Below are 16,955 nucleotides of genomic sequence, written 5' to 3' on the forward strand. Positions count from 1 at the left end.
GGTCTCGGCGCCCGTCGCCCCCGCCGCCGTCCTGGTCGGCGTGGGCCGTGGCCAGGCCGGCGGAGTGGTCGGTCCCGTCGCCGTCGTCGTCGAGCTCGAGGTCGTCGATCTGCTGACGGCGGTCCGCGGCCCGTGCCTCGTGCCCGTCGTCGCCGACGCCGTTGGACGTCGGCTCCCCGACCTCGCCGAGGGTCGGGTCGACGGTCACCGCGAGGCGGACGTCGCGCCCCAGGCGCTCGCCGAGGCTCTGCGTGACACGTTCGCGCAGCCGGGTCTCGACGATGTCCTTCGTGAAGTCGTTCGGCACGGCGATGAGGGCGGTGTCGTCGAGGAGGCCGACGAGGCGGGCGAGGGAGAGGAAGGCCCGCTGCTGGACCGGGATCCCGTCCTCGTCGAGCGCCTCCAGCGTGGCCTGCCACACCTGGGTCATCGTCGCGTCCGGCACGTGGTTCCCGTCCTTCCGATGCCCTGGTGGTGGTCGCGGCGCCGGTCGGCACTGCGTGGGAGGGATGGTCGTCCACACGATTGTCCACAGCCTGTGGGGACATCATGGTGCGGTCGACGCCGCCGGAGTCGTGCTCCGCGTGTGTCGTGCCGCGCCCGCCCGATGCTCCGTGCGATGGTAGAGCGTGGTGCGGGTCCGGCGGTACCCGGCCGTGGGTTTGGTCGGTGAGCGGCGCCTCGGGTACCTTGGGGGGGCCTGTTCCGGCCGTTTTCGCATGCCCGCGAACGCTGCTCCCGAGCACGTCGTGGGTCTCCGACTGCGGCCGACCAGGCCGTCTTCCCAGCCCCCGGGCCGTCCGGCCCGACACCGCGAAAGAGATACATCGTGAGCAAGCGGACCTTCCAGCCGAACAACCGCCGTCGCGCCAAGACGCACGGCTTCCGTCTGCGGATGCGCACCCGTGCGGGTCGCGCCATCCTCGCCGCCCGGCGTCGCAAGGGTCGCTCCGAGCTCTCGGCCTGAGGCCGACCGGTGCTGCCGGCGCCGAACCGTCTGCGTGAGCGGGCGGACTTCGCGTCGGCGGTCCGCGGCCGGGGGACGACCCGGGCCGGCTCGAGGCTGATCGTGGTGCACGCCACCCGGACCGACGCGCGCGCGGGATGCCCGCCGCGGGTCGGTTTCGTCGTGTCACGGGCCGTCGGCAATGCCGTGGTGCGCAACCGGACGAAGCGCCGGCTGCGCCACCTCGTCGCCGCTCGCCTCGCGGGCGTGCCGGTTGGTGTCGACCTCGTCGTCCGGGCCAACCCCGCCGCCGCCGAGGCCTCCTCCGCGGAACTGGGGGGTGCGCTCGACACGTTGGTGCACAAGGTGGTCGGTCGGGTCGGAGGTGCCTCGTGAGCGTCGGACGCCTCCTCGCCGCGCCCCTGGTCTGGATGATCCGCGGCTACCAGCGGTTCATCAGCCCCCTGCGTCCGCCGACCTGTCGGTACTACCCCTCGTGCTCGCAGTACGCCGTGACCGCGCTCCAGCGGTTCGGCCCGCTGCGCGGGTCCTGGATGGCCGTGCGTCGGATCGGTCGCTGCCACCCGTGGACCCCGGGCGGGGTCGACCACGTGCCGGACCGCGACCCGGTGACCGGTGCTCCGGTGGCCGGCACGACCGGGCCCAAGCCGTACCGACCGAGCACGGGCCCGGCGAGCCCGTCGCACCCCTGACCCCCGTCACGACCGTGACCCCACACGCCGGCTGAGGCCGGCCCAGCGAAGGACATCATGGGCGACCTGTTCAACAGCATCCTGGCCCCGATCGAGTGGCTCGTGGCCTGGATCATGTACGGCTTCCACGCAGCCCTGACGACGATCGGGCTGCCCGCCGACGGTGGCTGGACCTGGGCGCTCTCGATCGTCGGCCTGGTCATCGTCATGCGCGCTGCGATGATCCCGCTGTTCGTCAAGCAGATCAAGGCATCGCGCAAGATGCAGCTCATCCAGCCCGAGCTGCAGAAGATCCAGAAGAAGTACAAGGGCAAGTCCGACCCCGAGTCCCGCCAGGCGATGACCCAGGAGACGATGGAGCTGTACAAGAAGGAGGGGACCAACCCCTTCAGCTCGTGCCTCCCGATCCTCGTCCAGTCACCGTTCTTCTTCGGCCTCTTCCGCGTCCTCAACGGTCTCTCGGACATCGCCAACGGCAAGAAGGACCAGATCGGGCCGATCACGAAGTCGGTGGCTGCCCAGGCCGAGTCGGCGACGATCTTCGGTGCGCAGCTCTCGGACTCGTTCCTGCGGGCCAACAACCTGGCGACCCAGATCGTCACCGTCGTCCTCATCATCCTCATGTCGGCGACGACGTTCCTCACCCAGCGCCAGCTGATGACGAAGAACATGCCGCAGTCGGCGCTCGACAGCCCGTTCGCCAAGCAGCAGAAGATGCTGCTCTACATCTTCCCGATCATCTTCGCCGTCTCCGGCATCAACTTCCCGATCGGTGTTCTCGTCTACTGGTTCACGACCAACGTCTGGTCGATGACGCAGCAGTTCTACGTGATCCGCCGGATGCCGGCGCCCGGCTCGGCCGCCGAGCGGGCCTACCACGCGCGGCTCGCGCGCAAGGGCAAGCCGGTCCCCGGCGCCTCGGCGGTGGCCGCCGAGGTCGAGGACCAGACGATCGTCGGTCAGCGGGTCCAGCCGAAGTCCAAGAAGCGGTCCAAGGGCAAGAAGTGAGCACCGCGTCGGGCACCTCGGTGCCGTCGACGCCCCACGACACCGGTACGACGTCCCACACGGAGGGCACACACATGAGCGAGAACACGACCGAGGGCACCGCCCCCACCGCCGACGAGACCACGCCCTTGGCGGCGGAGCTCGGCGCGGCCGAGACCGCCGGCGCGGTGACGCCGGGTGAGGCCACCACGGACACCCCCGGGGGTGTCCAGCACGAGACGTCCGCGGACGCCGCGAACGCCACCTCGGACGACGCCCACGCCGGCGCCGACCAGGCGGGCGACGAGACGGACGTCCCGGCGGCCGGCCAGCGCCGCCCGGCGCGACGTCAGCAGCTCGAGCGCGAGGGTGAGGTCGCGGCCGACTTCCTCGAGACCCTCCTCGACATCTGCGACCTCGACGGGGACCTGGACGTCGACATCGACGGCGACCGCGCCGCGGTGGCGATCGTCGACAGCGAGGAGGGTCGCGTGCCGCGGCGCCTCGTCGGACAGGACGGGCAGGTGCTCGAGGCCCTCCAGGAGCTGACCCGCCTCGCCGTGCAGAGCGAGACCGGTGAGCGCAGCCGCCTCATGCTCGACGTCGCCGGCCACCGCGCCGGCCGTCGCGCGGAGCTCGTGCGCATCGCCAAGGAGGCCATCGCGACGGTCCAGAGCTCCGGGGAGTCCACCTCGCTCGAGCCGATGTCGGCCTTCGAGCGCAAGGTCGTCCACGACGAGGTGCTCAGCGCCGGGCTGCACAGCGAGTCCGAGGGCAGCGAGCCCCGCCGCTACGTCGTCATCACGGCGTCCTGACCGACGAGGACCCCACGATGGAGCAGGACGAGCGTCCTCTCACGCCACCGGCCGCACCCACGGGTGCGGCCGCGGTGTTCGGTGACCGTCTCGCCCTCGCCGAGCGGTTCACCGCGATCCTCGCCGACACGGGGGTCACCCACGGGCTGATCGGTCCGCGTGAGGTTCCGCGGCTGTGGGAGCGACACGTGCTCAACTGCGCCGTCATCGAGGACGCGTTCCCCCACGGGGCGTCCCTCGTCGACGTCGGGTCCGGCGCCGGCCTCCCGGGCGTCGCCCTCGCGGTGGCGCGTCCGGACCTCGACGTCCACCTCGTCGAGCCGATGCTGCGGCGCACGACGTGGCTCGCTGGTGTCGTCGAGGACCTCGGGCTGGAGAACGTCACCGTTCACCGGGGCCGCGCGGAGGAGCTGGCCGGCTCCGTCTCGGCGCCGTGGGTGACGGCGCGGGCGGTGGCCCGCCTCGACAAGCTCGCGCGCTGGTGCGTGCCGCTCCTCGCGGACGGCGGGACGCTCGTCGCGATGAAGGGCCGCAGCGCCGGCGAGGAGCTGGACGAGGACCGCCGCGCCCTGCAGCGCCTGGGTCTGGAGGTGGCGCGCGTGAGCGAGCACGGGGGTGCGGTGCTCGACGAGCCGGTCCTCACCGTCGACCTGCGGTTCCGGCCACAGCCGGCCAAGCCAGCGCGCGCGACGACGGCAGCCCGTCGTCGCAGCGCCAAGCGGCCCCGCTCCTGACACGCCGCGTCGCGCGGTGAACGGGCGGCGCGGCCGGGGGGCGGCCTGTTTCACGTGAAACCGGCCGGGAGCGGTGTGTTTCACGTGAAACGTCGACGCCGACACCGCCGGTCGTGCGCAGCACGGGCCATGGTCGGCGGGACCGGGACCACGGGACAGCCGTCATCACCGACTCCGTGGTGTCGTCGGCCGCTCGGAGCCTCTGTCAGCGGTGGCGTGCGCCGCACCCACCTCAGCTGGTCGATCGGCCGGGTGCTCAGAGCGCCCGCAGGGGAGAAGCGGCGCCACGGTGCCGAGCGTCGAGCGCTGGTCGTGGCTCCGGGCGCACAGCGCGAAAGGGTCCAGCGGCACGGCCCCCTGACTCGACGCCACCCCGCACCTGCCGACGACAGCACGGTGGCGTCATGAGCCGGCCGCGCCGTGGGTGCGCCCGGTTTGGCCCGTTCCTGCCTCGAGGTCCGTGCAGCACGGGGGTGGACGGGGTGAGCCACCGTCCTGACTGAGGACGGGCGCCCGTCGTCCTCGTCGCCGAGGATCTCCTCGCGGTCGACGAGCGGGCGATGTCCACCGCCGGGGCTCAGCCCTCGTGAGCGGGCACGGTGACCCGGGTTGGCTGGCGAGTGGAGGTGGCCGCCCGGTTCGGCGCACAACAGGTCGCACGGTCCTGCGCAACGCGTTTCACGTGAAACGCGACTGCCGAGCTACTGGCCGGCCGTGAGGGCACCACGCCCACCGGCAACCGTGCGCGCATCACGCATCACGAGCGGATGTGGACGAACCATCAGGCGGTCCGCAGTGACTGATCGTGCGCCACCCGGCTCGACGAGGCCGATCGGGCGGCGGCGCGACCGCGGGGCCCCGTGGCAACACCTCGCCGAGAGGGAGATCAGTCCTGCTCCACCACCTATCGAGGCCGTTTAACGTGAAACAAGGATGCCATCTGCAACATCGCCGAGCTAGCGGTGCTAGAGCAACACCGTGCTGCGGTTGATCGTCGACGACGACGATGGCCACCAGGTCGGCAGGAGACCGAAGGGACCCCGGGCGGGTCAATGCTCACGTTTCACGTGAAACAGCCCATCAGGGCGATCGCAGACGCCACGCGGGCACACCGCAAGGTGTTCGTCGACTCCCCGTGCACGACGGGGCGCCTGCGCCCAGTCAGGGGACGGAAACGTCTCGATGTGGTGTGCGCGGACGTTTCACGTGAAACACAGAGTGACGTCCGGGCTGAGCAGGTCGAGCGGGCCGACGGGGCCTCGGCGACGACACGATGGGGGGCAGTCGCGGCAGGCACACGTCAGGCGGCGTCGGTGGCCACATGGACGACGCCCGCGGGCCCCGTGACCCATCGGACGACGGAGCCCACCGGCACGACACCTCTGGAGTAGGCACGCTGTCCACAGGTTGTCCACCGCCGCCGGCCCCCCGCTCCTGCGGACGGCAACGACCGCAAGCCCGCGCCACGACAGGGTTTTCGGGGTCGTGAGCCACGCGGTCGATCCCCATCGAGGGTGGTTGTCCACCGGGTCGTCCACAGCCTCTGCTCGCTTTGGCGTGTCGACCCCCCGTGGGGTTGGATGGGGGCTGAACATGTCGCAGGAGGTACCGGTGAGCTCTGTGCTCAACCCCACGGACGCACCCCGCGTCGTCGACGGACTTGGCTTCCCCCTCGGGGATGTCGCGTCGTCCGTCGGCGTCGGGTGGCCCGCCGTTTCACGTGAAACGCCGCAGCCGCCGGAGGAGCAGGCGTCCATTTCCACGGACCCCGTCGAACCGACCGGACAGGTCGTCGACGCGGAACCCGCCAGACCCGACCACGAGGAGCGAGCCGCCATCGCCGCATCCATCCCGGAAGCCGACGGCAACACGCCGCTCGCCCAGGCCGTCGCCGCGGACGAGCGCAAGCGGGTGACCCTCAGCGGCCGCCCGGTGCCGCGCCCGGCGCAGACCCGTGTCCTCACCGTGGCCAACCAGAAGGGCGGTGTGGGCAAGACGACGACGACCGTCAACATCGCCGCAGCCCTCGCACAGGCGGGCAGCACGGTCCTCGTCATCGACCTCGACCCCCAGGGCAACGCCAGCACGGCGCTGGGGATCGACCACCATTCCGAGGTGCCGAGCATCTACGACGTCCTGGTCGACGGCGCACCCATCAGCGGGGTGGTCCAGCGGTGCCCGGACATCGAGGGGCTGACGTGTGCGCCGGCGACGATCGACCTCGCGGGGGCCGAGATCGAGCTCGTCTCGCTCGTCGCGCGCGAGACTCGCCTGCAGAAGGCGGTCGCCGCCTACGTCGAGGAGCGTGAGGCCGCGGGGGACCGCCTCGACTACGTGCTCATCGACTGTCCGCCGAGCCTCGGCCTGCTGACGGTCAACGCGTTCGTCGCCGCCAACGAGGTGTTCATCCCGATCCAGTGCGAGTACTACGCGCTCGAAGGGCTGAGCCAGCTGCTGAAGAACATCGAGCTGATCCGCAACCACCTCAACCCGGCGTTGCACGTGTCGACGATCCTCCTCACGATGTACGACGGGCGGACCCGGCTGTCGGCGCAGGTCGCGGACGAGGTCCGGGCCCACTTCGGTGAGCAGACCCTGCGGGCCACCGTGCCCCGGTCGGTCCGGATCAGCGAGGCGCCGAGCCACGGCCAGACCGTCATCACCTACGACCCCAACAGCAGTGGTGCGCTGTCCTACCTCGAGGCGGCCGTCGAGCTCGCCGAGCGTGGCGCCGCCGCCCCGACGACGGAGGAATCCGCATGAGCGAGAAGCGTCGCGCCCTCGGGCGAGGCCTGGGCGCCCTCATCCCCGCGCAGCCGGCCACGGACCGCCCGGTCGACGTGTTCTTCAAGGACCGCGACGGTGGCGTGACCACCGACGAGCGGCCGGAGGCCACGGGCCCGACGCCGACGCCGTCCACCCCGGACGACGCGGTGGCCCCCGCCGCCGAGACCGACGGCCTGGCCCCCGTGCCCGGCGCCCGCTTCGCGGAGATCCCGCTCGACGCCATCCGGCCCAACCCGCGGCAGCCGCGCACCGTCTTCGACGAGGACGAGCTCGCCGAGCTGGTCCACTCGATCACCGAGATCGGCGTCCTCCAGCCCGTCGTCGTCCGCCCCGTGCCGGACGCCGGGCCCGACGACGAGGTCCGCTTCGAGCTCATCATGGGCGAGCGGCGCTGGCGCGCCTCGCGCGAGGCCGGCAAGGACGTCGTCCCGGCGATCGTGCGCAGCACCGACGAGGACGACCTCCTGCGCGACGCGCTCCTGGAGAACCTCCACCGCAGCCAGCTCAACGCGCTCGAGGAGGCCGCCGCCTACCAGCAGCTGCTCGACGACTTCGGCTGCACGCAGGAGGAGCTCGCGACCCGGATCGGCCGCTCGCGGCCGCAGATCAGCAACACGCTGCGCCTCCTGCGCCTGCCCCCGCTCGTCGCCCGCCGGGTGGCGGCCGGGGTGCTGAGCGCCGGCCACGCCCGGGCCCTGCTCGGTCTGCCCGACGCCGCCGCCATGGAGCGCCTCGCCCAGCGCATCGTCGCCGAGGGCCTGTCGGTCCGCACGGTCGAGGAGCTCGTCGCGCTCGGCGAGGGTGAGGCCCCGACCCGGCGCAGCGCGCCGCGGGCCGGCTCCCGGCGTCCGCAGCTCGACGACCTGGCCGCCGACCTCTCCGACCGCCTCGACACCCGGGTGCGCATCGCCCTCGGGCAGAAGAAGGGCCGACTCACGGTCGAGTTCGCGTCGGTCGACGACCTCAACCGCATCCTCGAGCTGATGCGCCTGCGCGGCGAGATCCCGGCCTGACCCCAGCGAATCTGGTTCTGCCAGAACCCTGCTGAGAACAGCGAAGCGGCCCCGGACCTGATGGTCCGGGGCCGCTCCGTGCGTCTGGGCGCGTCAGCCGAGGAACTGCTCCAGCTCGCGGAGCAGGACGGGCTTCGGGCGGGCACCGATGATCGTCTTGACGATCTCGCCACCCTGGTAGACGTGCATCGTCGGGATGCTCGTGATGCCGAGCTGGCCCGTGATGCCGGGGTTCTCGTCGGTGTTGAGCTTGACGACGGCGACCTTGTCGCCGTGGTCGCGCGCGATCTCCTCGAGAACCGGGGCGACGGCGCGGCACGGACCGCACCACTCGGCCCAGAAGTCGACGAGGACGGGCTTGTCGCTCTTGAGGACGTCGGCCTCGAAGGTGGCGTCGGTGGTGCTGCTCACGGCTCCCATGGGAGTTCCTTCCGGGTGGTGCGGGTGGGGTCTGCGGGACGAGGTGGTGACTCGAGGATGCCGGTGGGGTCCGACACCCGACGGATCAGTGGGCGAGGAACCGCTCGGCGTCGAGGGCTGCGGCGCAGCCGGAGCCGGCGGCGGTGATGGCCTGGCGGTAGGTGTGGTCGACGAGGTCGCCGCAGGCGAAGACGCCCGGGACGTTGGTCTTGGAGGTGCGCCCCTCGGTGAGGACGTAGCCCTCGGCGTCGAGGTCGACCAGGCCCTTGACGAGCTCGTTGCGCGGGTCGTGCCCGATCGCGACGAAGAGCCCGGTGGCGGCCAGCTCGCGGGTCTCGCCGGTCACGGTGTCGCGCAGGGTGACACCGGAGACCTTGGACTCGCCGTGGATGGCGTCGACGGCGCTGTTCCAGGCGAAGTGGATCTTCTCGTTCGCGGTCGCCCGCTCGGCCATGATGCGGCTGGCGCGCAGCTCGTCACGGCGCACGACGACGGTGACGGAGCGGGCGAACTTCGTGAGGAAGGTCGCCTCCTCCATCGCGGAGTCGCCGCCGCCGACGACGACGATGTCCTGGTCGCGGAAGAAGAACCCGTCGCAGGTGGCGCACCACGAGACGCCGTGGCCGGAGAGGCGCTTCTCGTCGGGCAGGCCGAGCTCGCGGTAGGCCGAGCCCATCGCGAGGATGACGGCCCTGGCGCGGTACTCGTTGCCCATGCCGTCGCGGACGAGCTTGACGTCACCCTCGAGCTCGACGTGCTCGACGTCGTCGGTGATGATCTCGGCCCCGAAGCGCTCGGCCTGGGCGCGCATGTTCTCCATGAGGTCCGGGCCCATGATGCCGTCACGGAAGCCGGGGAAGTTCTCGACCTCGGTCGTGTTCATCAGCGCGCCGCCGGCGGTGACCGAGCCCTCGATGACGAGCGGCTGGAGGTTGGCGCGGGCCGCGTACACGGCGGCGGTCCAGCCGGCCGGGCCGGAGCCGATGATGATGACGTTGCGGACGTCGGTGGTCACGGGACACATCCCCTTGTGGTGCGAGCGGGTGGACACCGCAACATGCGGTGCGATTCGTTGAACCGATCCTAGGGCCGCGCTGTTCCCGACACGCCCGCGCCCCGCCGGACGGCAGCGCGCGGAGCGTCAGCCGACGACGAGCGGACCGGTGAGGACGTGGGCGGCGGCCCGGGTGCAGTCCCGCTGGACCGCCCAGACCGTGCGACGCCCCGACTCGGCCGTCGCGACGAGCACCGCGGCCGGCGTCCCGTCGACGGTCGCGAGGTCGACGACGACGGTGTCGGCGTCGGGGACGTCGAGCCCCTCGGCGCAGGCCCGCGCCCCGGCCGCGGTGGCGAGCACCCCGAGCGACGCGGTCGGGCCGCCGCCGTCCTGGGCCTCGACCTGCGCCTTGGCGGTCGGGGACGCGGTCGGCGCGTCGGTGGCGTCGCGTCCGGTCCGGTCCCACGGCAGGCCGCGCACGACCTGGGTGGACAGGTCGGCGCTCGCGTAGCCCCGCCCGCTCTCGAGCACGACGACACCCAGGTCGTCGTCCTCGGCGAGGAGGGCGGACCCGGCCTCGGGGGAGGTCTGCGGCGCGGCGCCGGAGCCGGCGCTGTCGGAGGACCCCCCGGCGAGGCCGAGGCTCGCGGTGACGCCGCCGTCTCCCATCGTCTGCAGCACCACCCCACCGAGCCCGAGGACGGCGAGGACGGACGCGGCGACGGCGACGAGCTGCCAGCGGGAGCGCCGGCGCAACGGGACGACGACGTCGTCCGGCGCGGCCGGGCGGCGCTCGGGTCCGGCGGCCGGGTCCTGGAGGGCCCGCGCCTCCGCCGCGAGGGCGGCCTCGATGCGGGCCACGAGGTCGGCGGGCATCGGACCGGGCTCGGGGAGCGAGCCGAGGAGGGCGCGCATCCCCGTGGGGTCGTGCTCGACCGGGTCGGTCTCGTCGTGGGGGTGGCTCACGAGCTCCTCCGGTCGGTGGCGTCCGGGACGCGGCAGGTGGGGCGGGGGGACGGCACGCAGGATGCGGGCCAGGGCTGTGACGTCACGTGGCCCCCTGCGGTTCCGTCGCGTCCGAGCTTCCTGCGGAGGGACGCAGCATCGCGGCGAGGGCCTCGCGCCCCCGGAAGCACCGTGACTTGACGGTGCCCTCCGCGACCCCGAGGACCACGGCGGCCTCGGCCACCGGCATCCCGTGCATGTCGACGAGGACGAGGGCGCTGCGCTGCCCCTCGGGCAGGCGCGCGAGGGCCTCCCGGACGACGAGCGCGGTCTCGGTCGAGGCGTGGTGGTCGTGCCGGTCGGGCAGGTCGAGCTCGCCGAGGTCACCGGCGCGCCGGACGGACACCTTCTCGCGGCGGAGCCGGTCGAGGCAGGCGTTGACGACGATGCGGTGCAGCCACGTCGTGACGGCGGCGTCGCCCCGGTAGGCGTCGGCGCGGCGGAAGGCCGAGATGAAGGCCTCCTGCACCGCGTCGGCCGCGAGCTCGCGCTGCCCCGTGGTGCGCAGCGCGACGGCGTACATCCGGTCCCGGTGCCGGCGGAACAGCTCGCCGAACGCCTCGGCGTCCCCCGCGACGTGCCGCGCCAGCAGGGTGGCGTCGTCGGGGTCGGCCGGCTCCGGCACGTTCACGCGCGGACCCGTCACCCGGTGACGACGACCTCGTCGAGCCACGCCCGACGCTTGCCGTCGGCGTCCGCGTGGAGGCCGGTGTACCAGAGGATGATGTACTGCCCGTTGACCTTCTCGGGGACGGGGAACTCCAGGGTGCCCTTGGCGTCGGTCTTCTCGCCGATCTTCGTGGCGCCGTCGCGGGTGGCGTCCGGCCCGACGTACACCTCGAGGTCGACGTCCTGCGGGACGACGAGCTCGACGTTCTGCGGCTTCTTGTTCGGCCCGAGGTCGACGACGAGGCCGAGCCCCTTCTTGAGCCCACCGAAGGCGTCGGTCCGGTAGTTCTCGGAGAACCACCCGGTCGAGGTGTCGCCGTCGTAGGTCTTCGGGGTGAGGTTGTCGTTCTCGGAGCCGTCGCCCTCGGGGTCGTAGGCCTCGACCTTGAGGATGGCGAGCGGCTCGGGCTCGCCGCTGTCCGCGCCGTCCCCCTCGTCGCTCGACGCGCTCGCCGACGGGCTGCGCGAGGCGCCGCCGGTCGGGCTCGTCGCGATCGGCCCGTCGAGCCCGAGGTTGGTGTTGGCGCCGATCCGGCGGATGCCCGCGATGCCGATGACGAGGGCCACGACGAGGAAGGTGATGATGATGCCGATGGCCAGCTTCGACTGGTCGCGGGTCAGCGGCTCGGCCGGCACGAGCGGGGAGAGCAGGTCGTCGTCGGCGTCGGGGTCGCGCCGGGTGTCCGGTGAGAGCTCGGTGACCTTGTCGACGGCGCGGCGGGCGAAGGAGCTCACGCTCGTCCCGACCGAGGTCATCGCGGCGGTCACGGCGGCGCCGGACGCGGCCGCGCGGCCCGGTGCGTCGTCGTCGGAGCGGGCGTCCTCGGGGGAGCCGTCGGCCGGCTCGCGGTCCGCGGTCTCGTCCACGGCCCACGCGGGGGGCGTCGGCCGCTCGACGACCCGGGTCACCTCGGTGTCGTCGACGTCCTGCGCCGGGTCGGCGGCCTCGGGGTCGGACTCGTCGGCCTCGTCGGCCTCGGGGGTGACGACCGGCTGCTCGCGCGTCGGCGCCTCGTCGTCCGGCGTCCCTCGGCCGGCCGCGACGGCACCCGCAGCCACACCGGCCGCAGCAGCACCGGCCGCGGCGGCCGGCACGACCGGCAGCTGCGCGGTGGCGTCGTCGTCGGGCGAGTCCTCCGGCGTGCCGGGCTCCTCGGGCTCGGGGGACACGGTGGGTGTGGGCTCGTCCTCGACCGGCTCCTCGACGCCGACCGGCTCCGGCAGCACCGGTGCGGGCACGGGCACGACGGGACGGCCGACGACCTGGCGCGAGGGCCACGGCGCGACCTGCGACGCGTAGTCGCCGGGGGAGGTCGGGCCCTGGTCGTCGGAGAGGGTGAGGCGGCAGAGGGCGTCGAGGTCGCGCGGCACACCGGCGGCGATCTCGGACGGTGAGGCGACCCCGCCGGGCACGCGGGGGGCGGCGGCGAGGCCGGAGGCGCCGGCCCCGAGGGGCCACAGGCCGGTCAGCCCGGCGTAGGCCAGGGCGACGACCCCGACGGCGTCGCGGCGGGCGGCGTCGTCCGGCTCCAGGCCGTCCTCGCCGGCGCGCACCCCGGCGACCTCGAGGCCGCGCAGGCGCACCTCGCCGTCGCTGGTGCGCAGGACGTCGTCCGGGGTGAGGTCGAGGTGGTGCATCCCGCGGCCGCGGGCCGACTCGAGCGCGGCGGCGACCTCGCCGGTGATGCGGCGGACCTCGTCGCCGGGGACCCCGCCGTCGGAGACGAGGTCGGCGAGGGTGCGGGCCTCGGGGAGCTCCTCCTCGACGAGCCACGCGATCTCGTCGTCGCGACCGACGTCGAGGACGCGCAGGAGGACCGGGTGCGTGACGGAGCCGGCGCGGCGCGCGGCGTCGAGGAAGGCGGCGGCGCGGTGGTCGTCGGCCGGGACGACGAGCACGGACACCCGTCGCCCGAGCGTGGTGTCGTCGGCGAGCCAGCGCTCGGTGCCGCGGTCCTGCGCGACCCTCTGCTGCGCCGTGTACCTGCCCCCGAGCACGGTGCCGGGTCCCACACCCCTCACCGCGGGCTCCTTCCGTCGTCGGTCACGGCGGCCCGCCGCGGCGTGCGGCGGGGTCCGTCCATCGTAGGGGGTCGTCTCAGCGACGGCGCAGGCCAGGCAGGCGGCGCGCGACGGGCGCGAGCAGGCGCCCGACCTCCTCGACCCCGAGCGCGTGCGCGACCCCCCACGTGACGGCGAGCTCGACGACGCCGGCGACACCGAGCACGAGCGCGCCGAGGAGGAAGGTGTGCAGACCGCGCTCGGTGCCGAAGTCCGGGAAGAGCGCGTGGATCGCGAGGCCGAGCAGCGCGGCGGTGACGACCGCGGGGACACCGACCCGGACGTAGACGCGGGCGGCGCCGCGCAGCCCGATCCGCCCGTGCTGCCGGCGCAGGACGAGCCATCCGACGACGGCGCCGACGACGTAGGCGCTGGTCTGCCCGAAGGCGAGGACGGTGGCGGTGCGCTGCGGGGCCAGGGTCGAGGCGAACCAGGCGACGGCCATCGAGATGCCCGTGACGACGCACTGCGTGCGGAAGGACCAGAAGGTCTGCTGCTGCGCGTAGAAGACGCGGTCGTTGAGGTAGACCCAGCCGAGCGGGAGGATGCCGCCGAAGAGGCCGACGAGCACCGCGGCGATCGCCTGCGTGTCGGAGAGCGGGTTGCGGAAGAACAGGGTGGCCGTGACGACGGGCACGGTCGCGAGCACGAGGGCGACGACCGGCAGCAGCAGCGGCGCAGGCATCCGCAGGCCCTGCTCGTGGTGGCGCATGACGGTCTCGTGGTCGCCGCGGCTCGCGGCCTCCGACAGCTGCGTGTAGAGCGCCGTGACGAGGCTGACGGTGACGATGCCGTGCGGCAGCATCATGAGGAGCTGGGCCGGGCTGAAGGCCGCGATGCCGGCCGCGGGCAGGCCGAGCGCCTTGCCCTTGCTCGCGGCGTCGGTGAGGACCTGCGTCGTGACCCAGAACCCGAGCTGGACGACGACGATCGAGCCGAAGCTCCACTTGGCGACGTCCGAGACGCCCTCGAAGCCGTGCCCCTTGAACCCCCAGCGCGGGCGGTAGCGGAAGCCCATCCGCCGCAGCGGGGGCACGAGGGCGGCGGCCTGGAGGACGATCGACAGGGTCGAGGTGCCGGCGAGGATCGCGACCATCTGGGGGGTCCAGGCGCCCGGCTCGGCGCGCACGGGCAGGCCCGCGACGACGAACCAGCCGAGACCGGCGATGGCGACGACGTTGGCGACGAGCGGCGCCCAGGTGAAGGCGGCGAAGCGGCCGTTGGCGTTGAGCACCTGGCCGAAGATCGTGTAGAGCCCGTAGAAGAGGATCTGCGGCACGCAGACGAAGGCGAAGACGGTGCCGAGCTGGAGGGCCTGCGCGTCGTTGGTGTTGAAGTACAGGCGCACGAGCAGCGGCGAGGCGAGCGTGAGGACGACCGTCGCGACGACGAAGAGGGCGATGGCGGCCGTGATGAGCCGGTTGACGAAGTCCTCGCCGGCGTCGGGCCGGGTGCGCGCCCGGATGATCTGCGGCACGAGGACGGCGTTGAGCGTCCCGCCGGCGAGCAGCAGGTAGAGGCTGTTGGGCAGCGTGTTGGCGACGGTGAAGGCCTCGGCCGCGAGCCCGGTGCTGCCGATGACCGAGGTGAGCAGGAGGGCGCGCAGCATCCCCGCCAGGCGGCTGGCCAGGGTGCCTGCGGCCATGACGGCTCCGGAGCGGCCCACGCTGGGGGCCGTCGCGTTCGTCGTGCTCACCCGGCGTCCCCGGCGAGGCGCTGCCACGCGAGCCGGGCGATCCGTCGCTCGTTGGGGAAGGTCAGGTGCCGGTGGGCGTCCTCGAGGGGCAGCCACGCGACGTCGATGGCCTCGTGGTCGGGGTCCTTCTCGATGGTGAGGTAGCCGCCGGTCGCCTCGAGGAGGTAGTGGTGCACGTACTTGTGGATGCGCCGGTCGCCGGCCGCGAACCAGTAGTCGATGGTGCCGAGCTCGATGAGGACGCGGCCCTCGATGCCGGTCTCCTCCTCGACCTCGCGCACGGCGGTCTCGGGCAGCGTCTCCTGGCCCTCGATGTGGCCCTTGGGGAGGCACCACTCGACCCGGCCGGCCCGGTTGCGGCGGGCGATGACGGCGATCCGGGCGCGGCCCTCGTGGACGTCGACGACGACGCCGCCCGCGCTGCGCTCCTCGACCGCCGGGAGCCGGCGCGGCGGTGACCCGGCGGGGTCGGCTGCTGCGTGGCTCATCTGGTCACTGTAACCACTGGGGCACCTCCCGGCCGGGTCGTCGGGGCCCCCGGTGCGGTGCCCGCCGAGGGTCCTCCGGACGGGGCCGCGGCGGCGCGCCCCTAGGCTTGACCCTCGTGTCCGACCGTCAGCCCCCGGCCGCGCTGCTCCGCGAGGCCGTCGCCCACCTCGCCCCCGCGCTGCCCGTGCTCACCGACCTCGGGCAGCGCTTCGCTGCGGCCGGGCACGACCTCGCGCTCGTCGGCGGCCCGGTCCGCGACGCCTTCCTCGGCCGGACCTCGAACGACCTCGACCTGACGACCTCGGCCCGCCCGGACGACACCGAGGCGATCCTCGCGGCCTGGGGCAGCGCGACCTGGGACATGGGCCGCGCCTTCGGGACGATCGGCGCCCGCCGCGGCGACGTCGTCGTCGAGGTGACGACCTACCGGGCCGACGCCTACGACGGCGTCACCCGCAAGCCGGTCGTGGCCTTCGGCGACACCCTCGAGGACGACCTCGTGCGCCGTGACTTCGCGTGCAACGCGATGGCGCTGCGGCTCCCGGACCTCGCCTTCGTCGACCCCCACGGTGGCCTCGAGGACCTCCAGGCCCGCGTGCTGCGCACCCCGACCACCCCGGAGGTCTCGTTCGGCGACGACCCGCTGCGGATGATGCGCGCCGCCCGGTTCGTGTCGCAGCTGGGCTTCGTCCCGGCGCCGGAGGTGCTGACGGCCATGCGCGACATGGCCTCCTCCATCGACATCGTGTCCGCGGAGCGGGTGCGCGACGAGCTCGTCAAGCTGCTCATGGGAGCCCACCCCCGCGCGGGCCTCGAGCTCCTCGTCCGGAGCGGCATCGCGGCGATCGTCCTGCCCGAGCTTCCGGCCCTGCAGCTCGAGGTCGACGAGCACCACCGGCACAAGGACGTCTACGAGCACTCGATGACCGTCCTCGAGCAGGCCATCGACCTCGAGGGGCCGGCCGACGGGCCGCCGGAGTCGGTGCCGGGGCCGGACCTCGTCCTGCGCCTGGCCGCGCTCCTGCACGACATCGGCAAGCCCGCGACCCGGCGCTTCGAGGACGGCGGCGGGGTGTCCTTCCACCACCACGAGGTCGTCGGTGCCAAGCTCAGCGCGAAGCGGATGCGGGCGCTGCGCTTCGACAAGGAGACGACCAAGGCCGTGGCCCGGCTGGTCGAGCTGCACCTGCGCTTCCACGGCTACGGCGACGGCGCCTGGACCGACTCGGCGGTGCGCCGCTACGTCACCGACTCCGGTGACCTCCTGCCCCGGCTGCACCGCCTGACCCGCGCGGACTGCACGACGCGCAACGTCAAGAAGGCGCGGCGCCTGTCGCGGGCCTACGACGAGCTCGAGGAGCGCATCGCCCGCCTGCTGGAGGAGGAGGAGCTCAAGGCCGTCCGGCCCGAGCTCGACGGCCACGAGATCGCGCAGGTCCTCGGCATCCGACCCGGGCCGGTGCTCGGGCGGGCCTACCAGTTCCTCCTCGCGCTGCGGCTCGACGAGGGGCCGGTCGGCCCGGAGGTCGCTCGCGAGCGGCTGCTCGCGTGGTGGGTGGAGCAGCCGGAGTCGCGCGCCGCGAGTGACGGCTGAGGCCCGAGGGGACTCGTCCGGGGAGCCGG

16 protein-coding genes are annotated in these 16,955 nt (G+C 73.3%); 9 read left to right on the top strand and 7 right to left on the bottom strand.

What is annotated here, in order from left to right; genetic code table 11:
- The first annotated feature begins 829 nt into the window (after positions 1–829).
- The 8 genes from rpmH to J3473_RS03980 all read left to right on the top strand — a co-directional run bounded on the left by rpmH (position 830) and on the right by J3473_RS03980 (position 7,995).
- Positions 830–967 carry a 50S ribosomal protein L34 gene (rpmH, locus tag J3473_RS03945; RefSeq protein WP_013885212.1) on the top strand — a complete coding sequence of 46 codons (138 nt, stop codon included), beginning with the start codon at positions 830–832 and terminating at the stop codon, positions 965–967.
- A gap of 9 nt (positions 968–976) precedes the next feature.
- Complete coding sequence (rnpA, locus tag J3473_RS03950; RefSeq protein WP_207022008.1) at positions 977–1,342, top strand: ribonuclease P protein component; 366 nt, start codon at positions 977–979, stop codon at positions 1,340–1,342.
- The gene (gene yidD, locus J3473_RS03955) at positions 1,339–1,659 is read left to right on the top strand and encodes a membrane protein insertion efficiency factor YidD (RefSeq protein ID WP_051750269.1); all 321 of its coding nucleotides are present in this window, start codon (positions 1,339–1,341) and stop codon (positions 1,657–1,659) included. The genes rnpA and yidD overlap by 4 nt, the downstream gene beginning before the upstream one ends.
- A gap of 57 nt (positions 1,660–1,716) precedes the next feature.
- Positions 1,717–2,667 carry a membrane protein insertase YidC gene (gene yidC / locus J3473_RS03960; RefSeq protein ID WP_207022009.1) on the top strand — a complete coding sequence of 317 codons (951 nt, stop codon included), beginning with the start codon at positions 1,717–1,719 and terminating at the stop codon, positions 2,665–2,667.
- A gap of 74 nt (positions 2,668–2,741) precedes the next feature.
- Positions 2,742–3,461 carry a R3H domain-containing nucleic acid-binding protein gene (locus J3473_RS03965; protein WP_242525676.1) on the top strand — a complete coding sequence of 240 codons (720 nt, stop codon included), beginning with the start codon at positions 2,742–2,744 and terminating at the stop codon, positions 3,459–3,461.
- A gap of 17 nt (positions 3,462–3,478) precedes the next feature.
- Positions 3,479–4,195 (top strand): 16S rRNA (guanine(527)-N(7))-methyltransferase RsmG, encoded by a 717-nt coding sequence (gene rsmG, locus J3473_RS03970; RefSeq protein ID WP_207022010.1) that lies wholly within the window; start codon positions 3,479–3,481, stop codon positions 4,193–4,195.
- A gap of 1,611 nt (positions 4,196–5,806) precedes the next feature.
- The gene (locus tag J3473_RS03975) at positions 5,807–6,958 is read left to right on the top strand and encodes a ParA family protein (RefSeq protein ID WP_306790176.1); all 1,152 of its coding nucleotides are present in this window, start codon (positions 5,807–5,809) and stop codon (positions 6,956–6,958) included.
- On the top strand, positions 6,955–7,995 hold the full coding sequence (locus J3473_RS03980) for a ParB/RepB/Spo0J family partition protein (protein WP_207022011.1): 1,041 nt from the start codon (positions 6,955–6,957) through the stop codon (positions 7,993–7,995). The genes J3473_RS03975 and J3473_RS03980 overlap by 4 nt, the downstream gene beginning before the upstream one ends.
- Positions 7,996–8,088: 93 nt before the next feature.
- Here the strand turns inward: J3473_RS03980 and trxA are convergent, their stop codons facing one another.
- From trxA to J3473_RS04015, 7 genes are all read right to left on the bottom strand, one after another.
- Entirely contained in the window at positions 8,089–8,415 is a 327-nt protein-coding gene (trxA, locus tag J3473_RS03985; RefSeq protein ID WP_207022012.1) for a thioredoxin, read from the bottom strand.
- An 85-nt stretch (positions 8,416–8,500) separates the two neighbouring features.
- Complete coding sequence (gene trxB, locus J3473_RS03990; RefSeq protein WP_207022013.1) at positions 8,501–9,439, bottom strand: thioredoxin-disulfide reductase; 939 nt, start codon at positions 9,437–9,439, stop codon at positions 8,501–8,503.
- 117 nt (positions 9,440–9,556) lie between these two features.
- Entirely contained in the window at positions 9,557–10,378 is an 822-nt protein-coding gene (locus J3473_RS03995) for a hypothetical protein (RefSeq protein WP_207022014.1), read from the bottom strand.
- A gap of 82 nt (positions 10,379–10,460) precedes the next feature.
- Positions 10,461–11,048, bottom strand: a complete 588-nt coding sequence (sigM, locus tag J3473_RS04000; protein ID WP_242525677.1) for an RNA polymerase sigma factor SigM — start codon at positions 11,046–11,048, stop codon at positions 10,461–10,463.
- A gap of 11 nt (positions 11,049–11,059) precedes the next feature.
- Positions 11,060–13,108, bottom strand: a complete 2,049-nt coding sequence (locus J3473_RS04005) for a protein kinase family protein (RefSeq protein WP_207022015.1) — start codon at positions 13,106–13,108, stop codon at positions 11,060–11,062.
- 76 nt (positions 13,109–13,184) lie between these two features.
- Positions 13,185–14,843, bottom strand: a complete 1,659-nt coding sequence (murJ, locus tag J3473_RS04010; RefSeq protein ID WP_030527303.1) for a murein biosynthesis integral membrane protein MurJ — start codon at positions 14,841–14,843, stop codon at positions 13,185–13,187.
- Positions 14,840–15,331 (bottom strand): NUDIX hydrolase, encoded by a 492-nt coding sequence (locus tag J3473_RS04015; protein ID WP_207022016.1) that lies wholly within the window; start codon positions 15,329–15,331, stop codon positions 14,840–14,842. Before J3473_RS04015 ends, murJ begins: the two co-directional genes overlap by 4 nt.
- A gap of 116 nt (positions 15,332–15,447) precedes the next feature.
- Here J3473_RS04015 and J3473_RS04020 point away from each other — a divergent pair, with 116 nt between their 5' ends.
- A complete protein-coding gene (locus tag J3473_RS04020) occupies positions 15,448–16,926 on the top strand; it encodes a CCA tRNA nucleotidyltransferase (RefSeq protein WP_207022017.1) in 1,479 nt (492 codons plus the stop codon).
- Positions 16,927–16,955: the final 29 nt, after the last annotated feature.

It is taken from the genome of Phycicoccus sp. DTK01 (assembly GCF_017312765.1).
Classification (GTDB): Bacteria; Actinomycetota; Actinomycetes; order Actinomycetales; family Dermatophilaceae; genus Phycicoccus; species Phycicoccus jejuensis.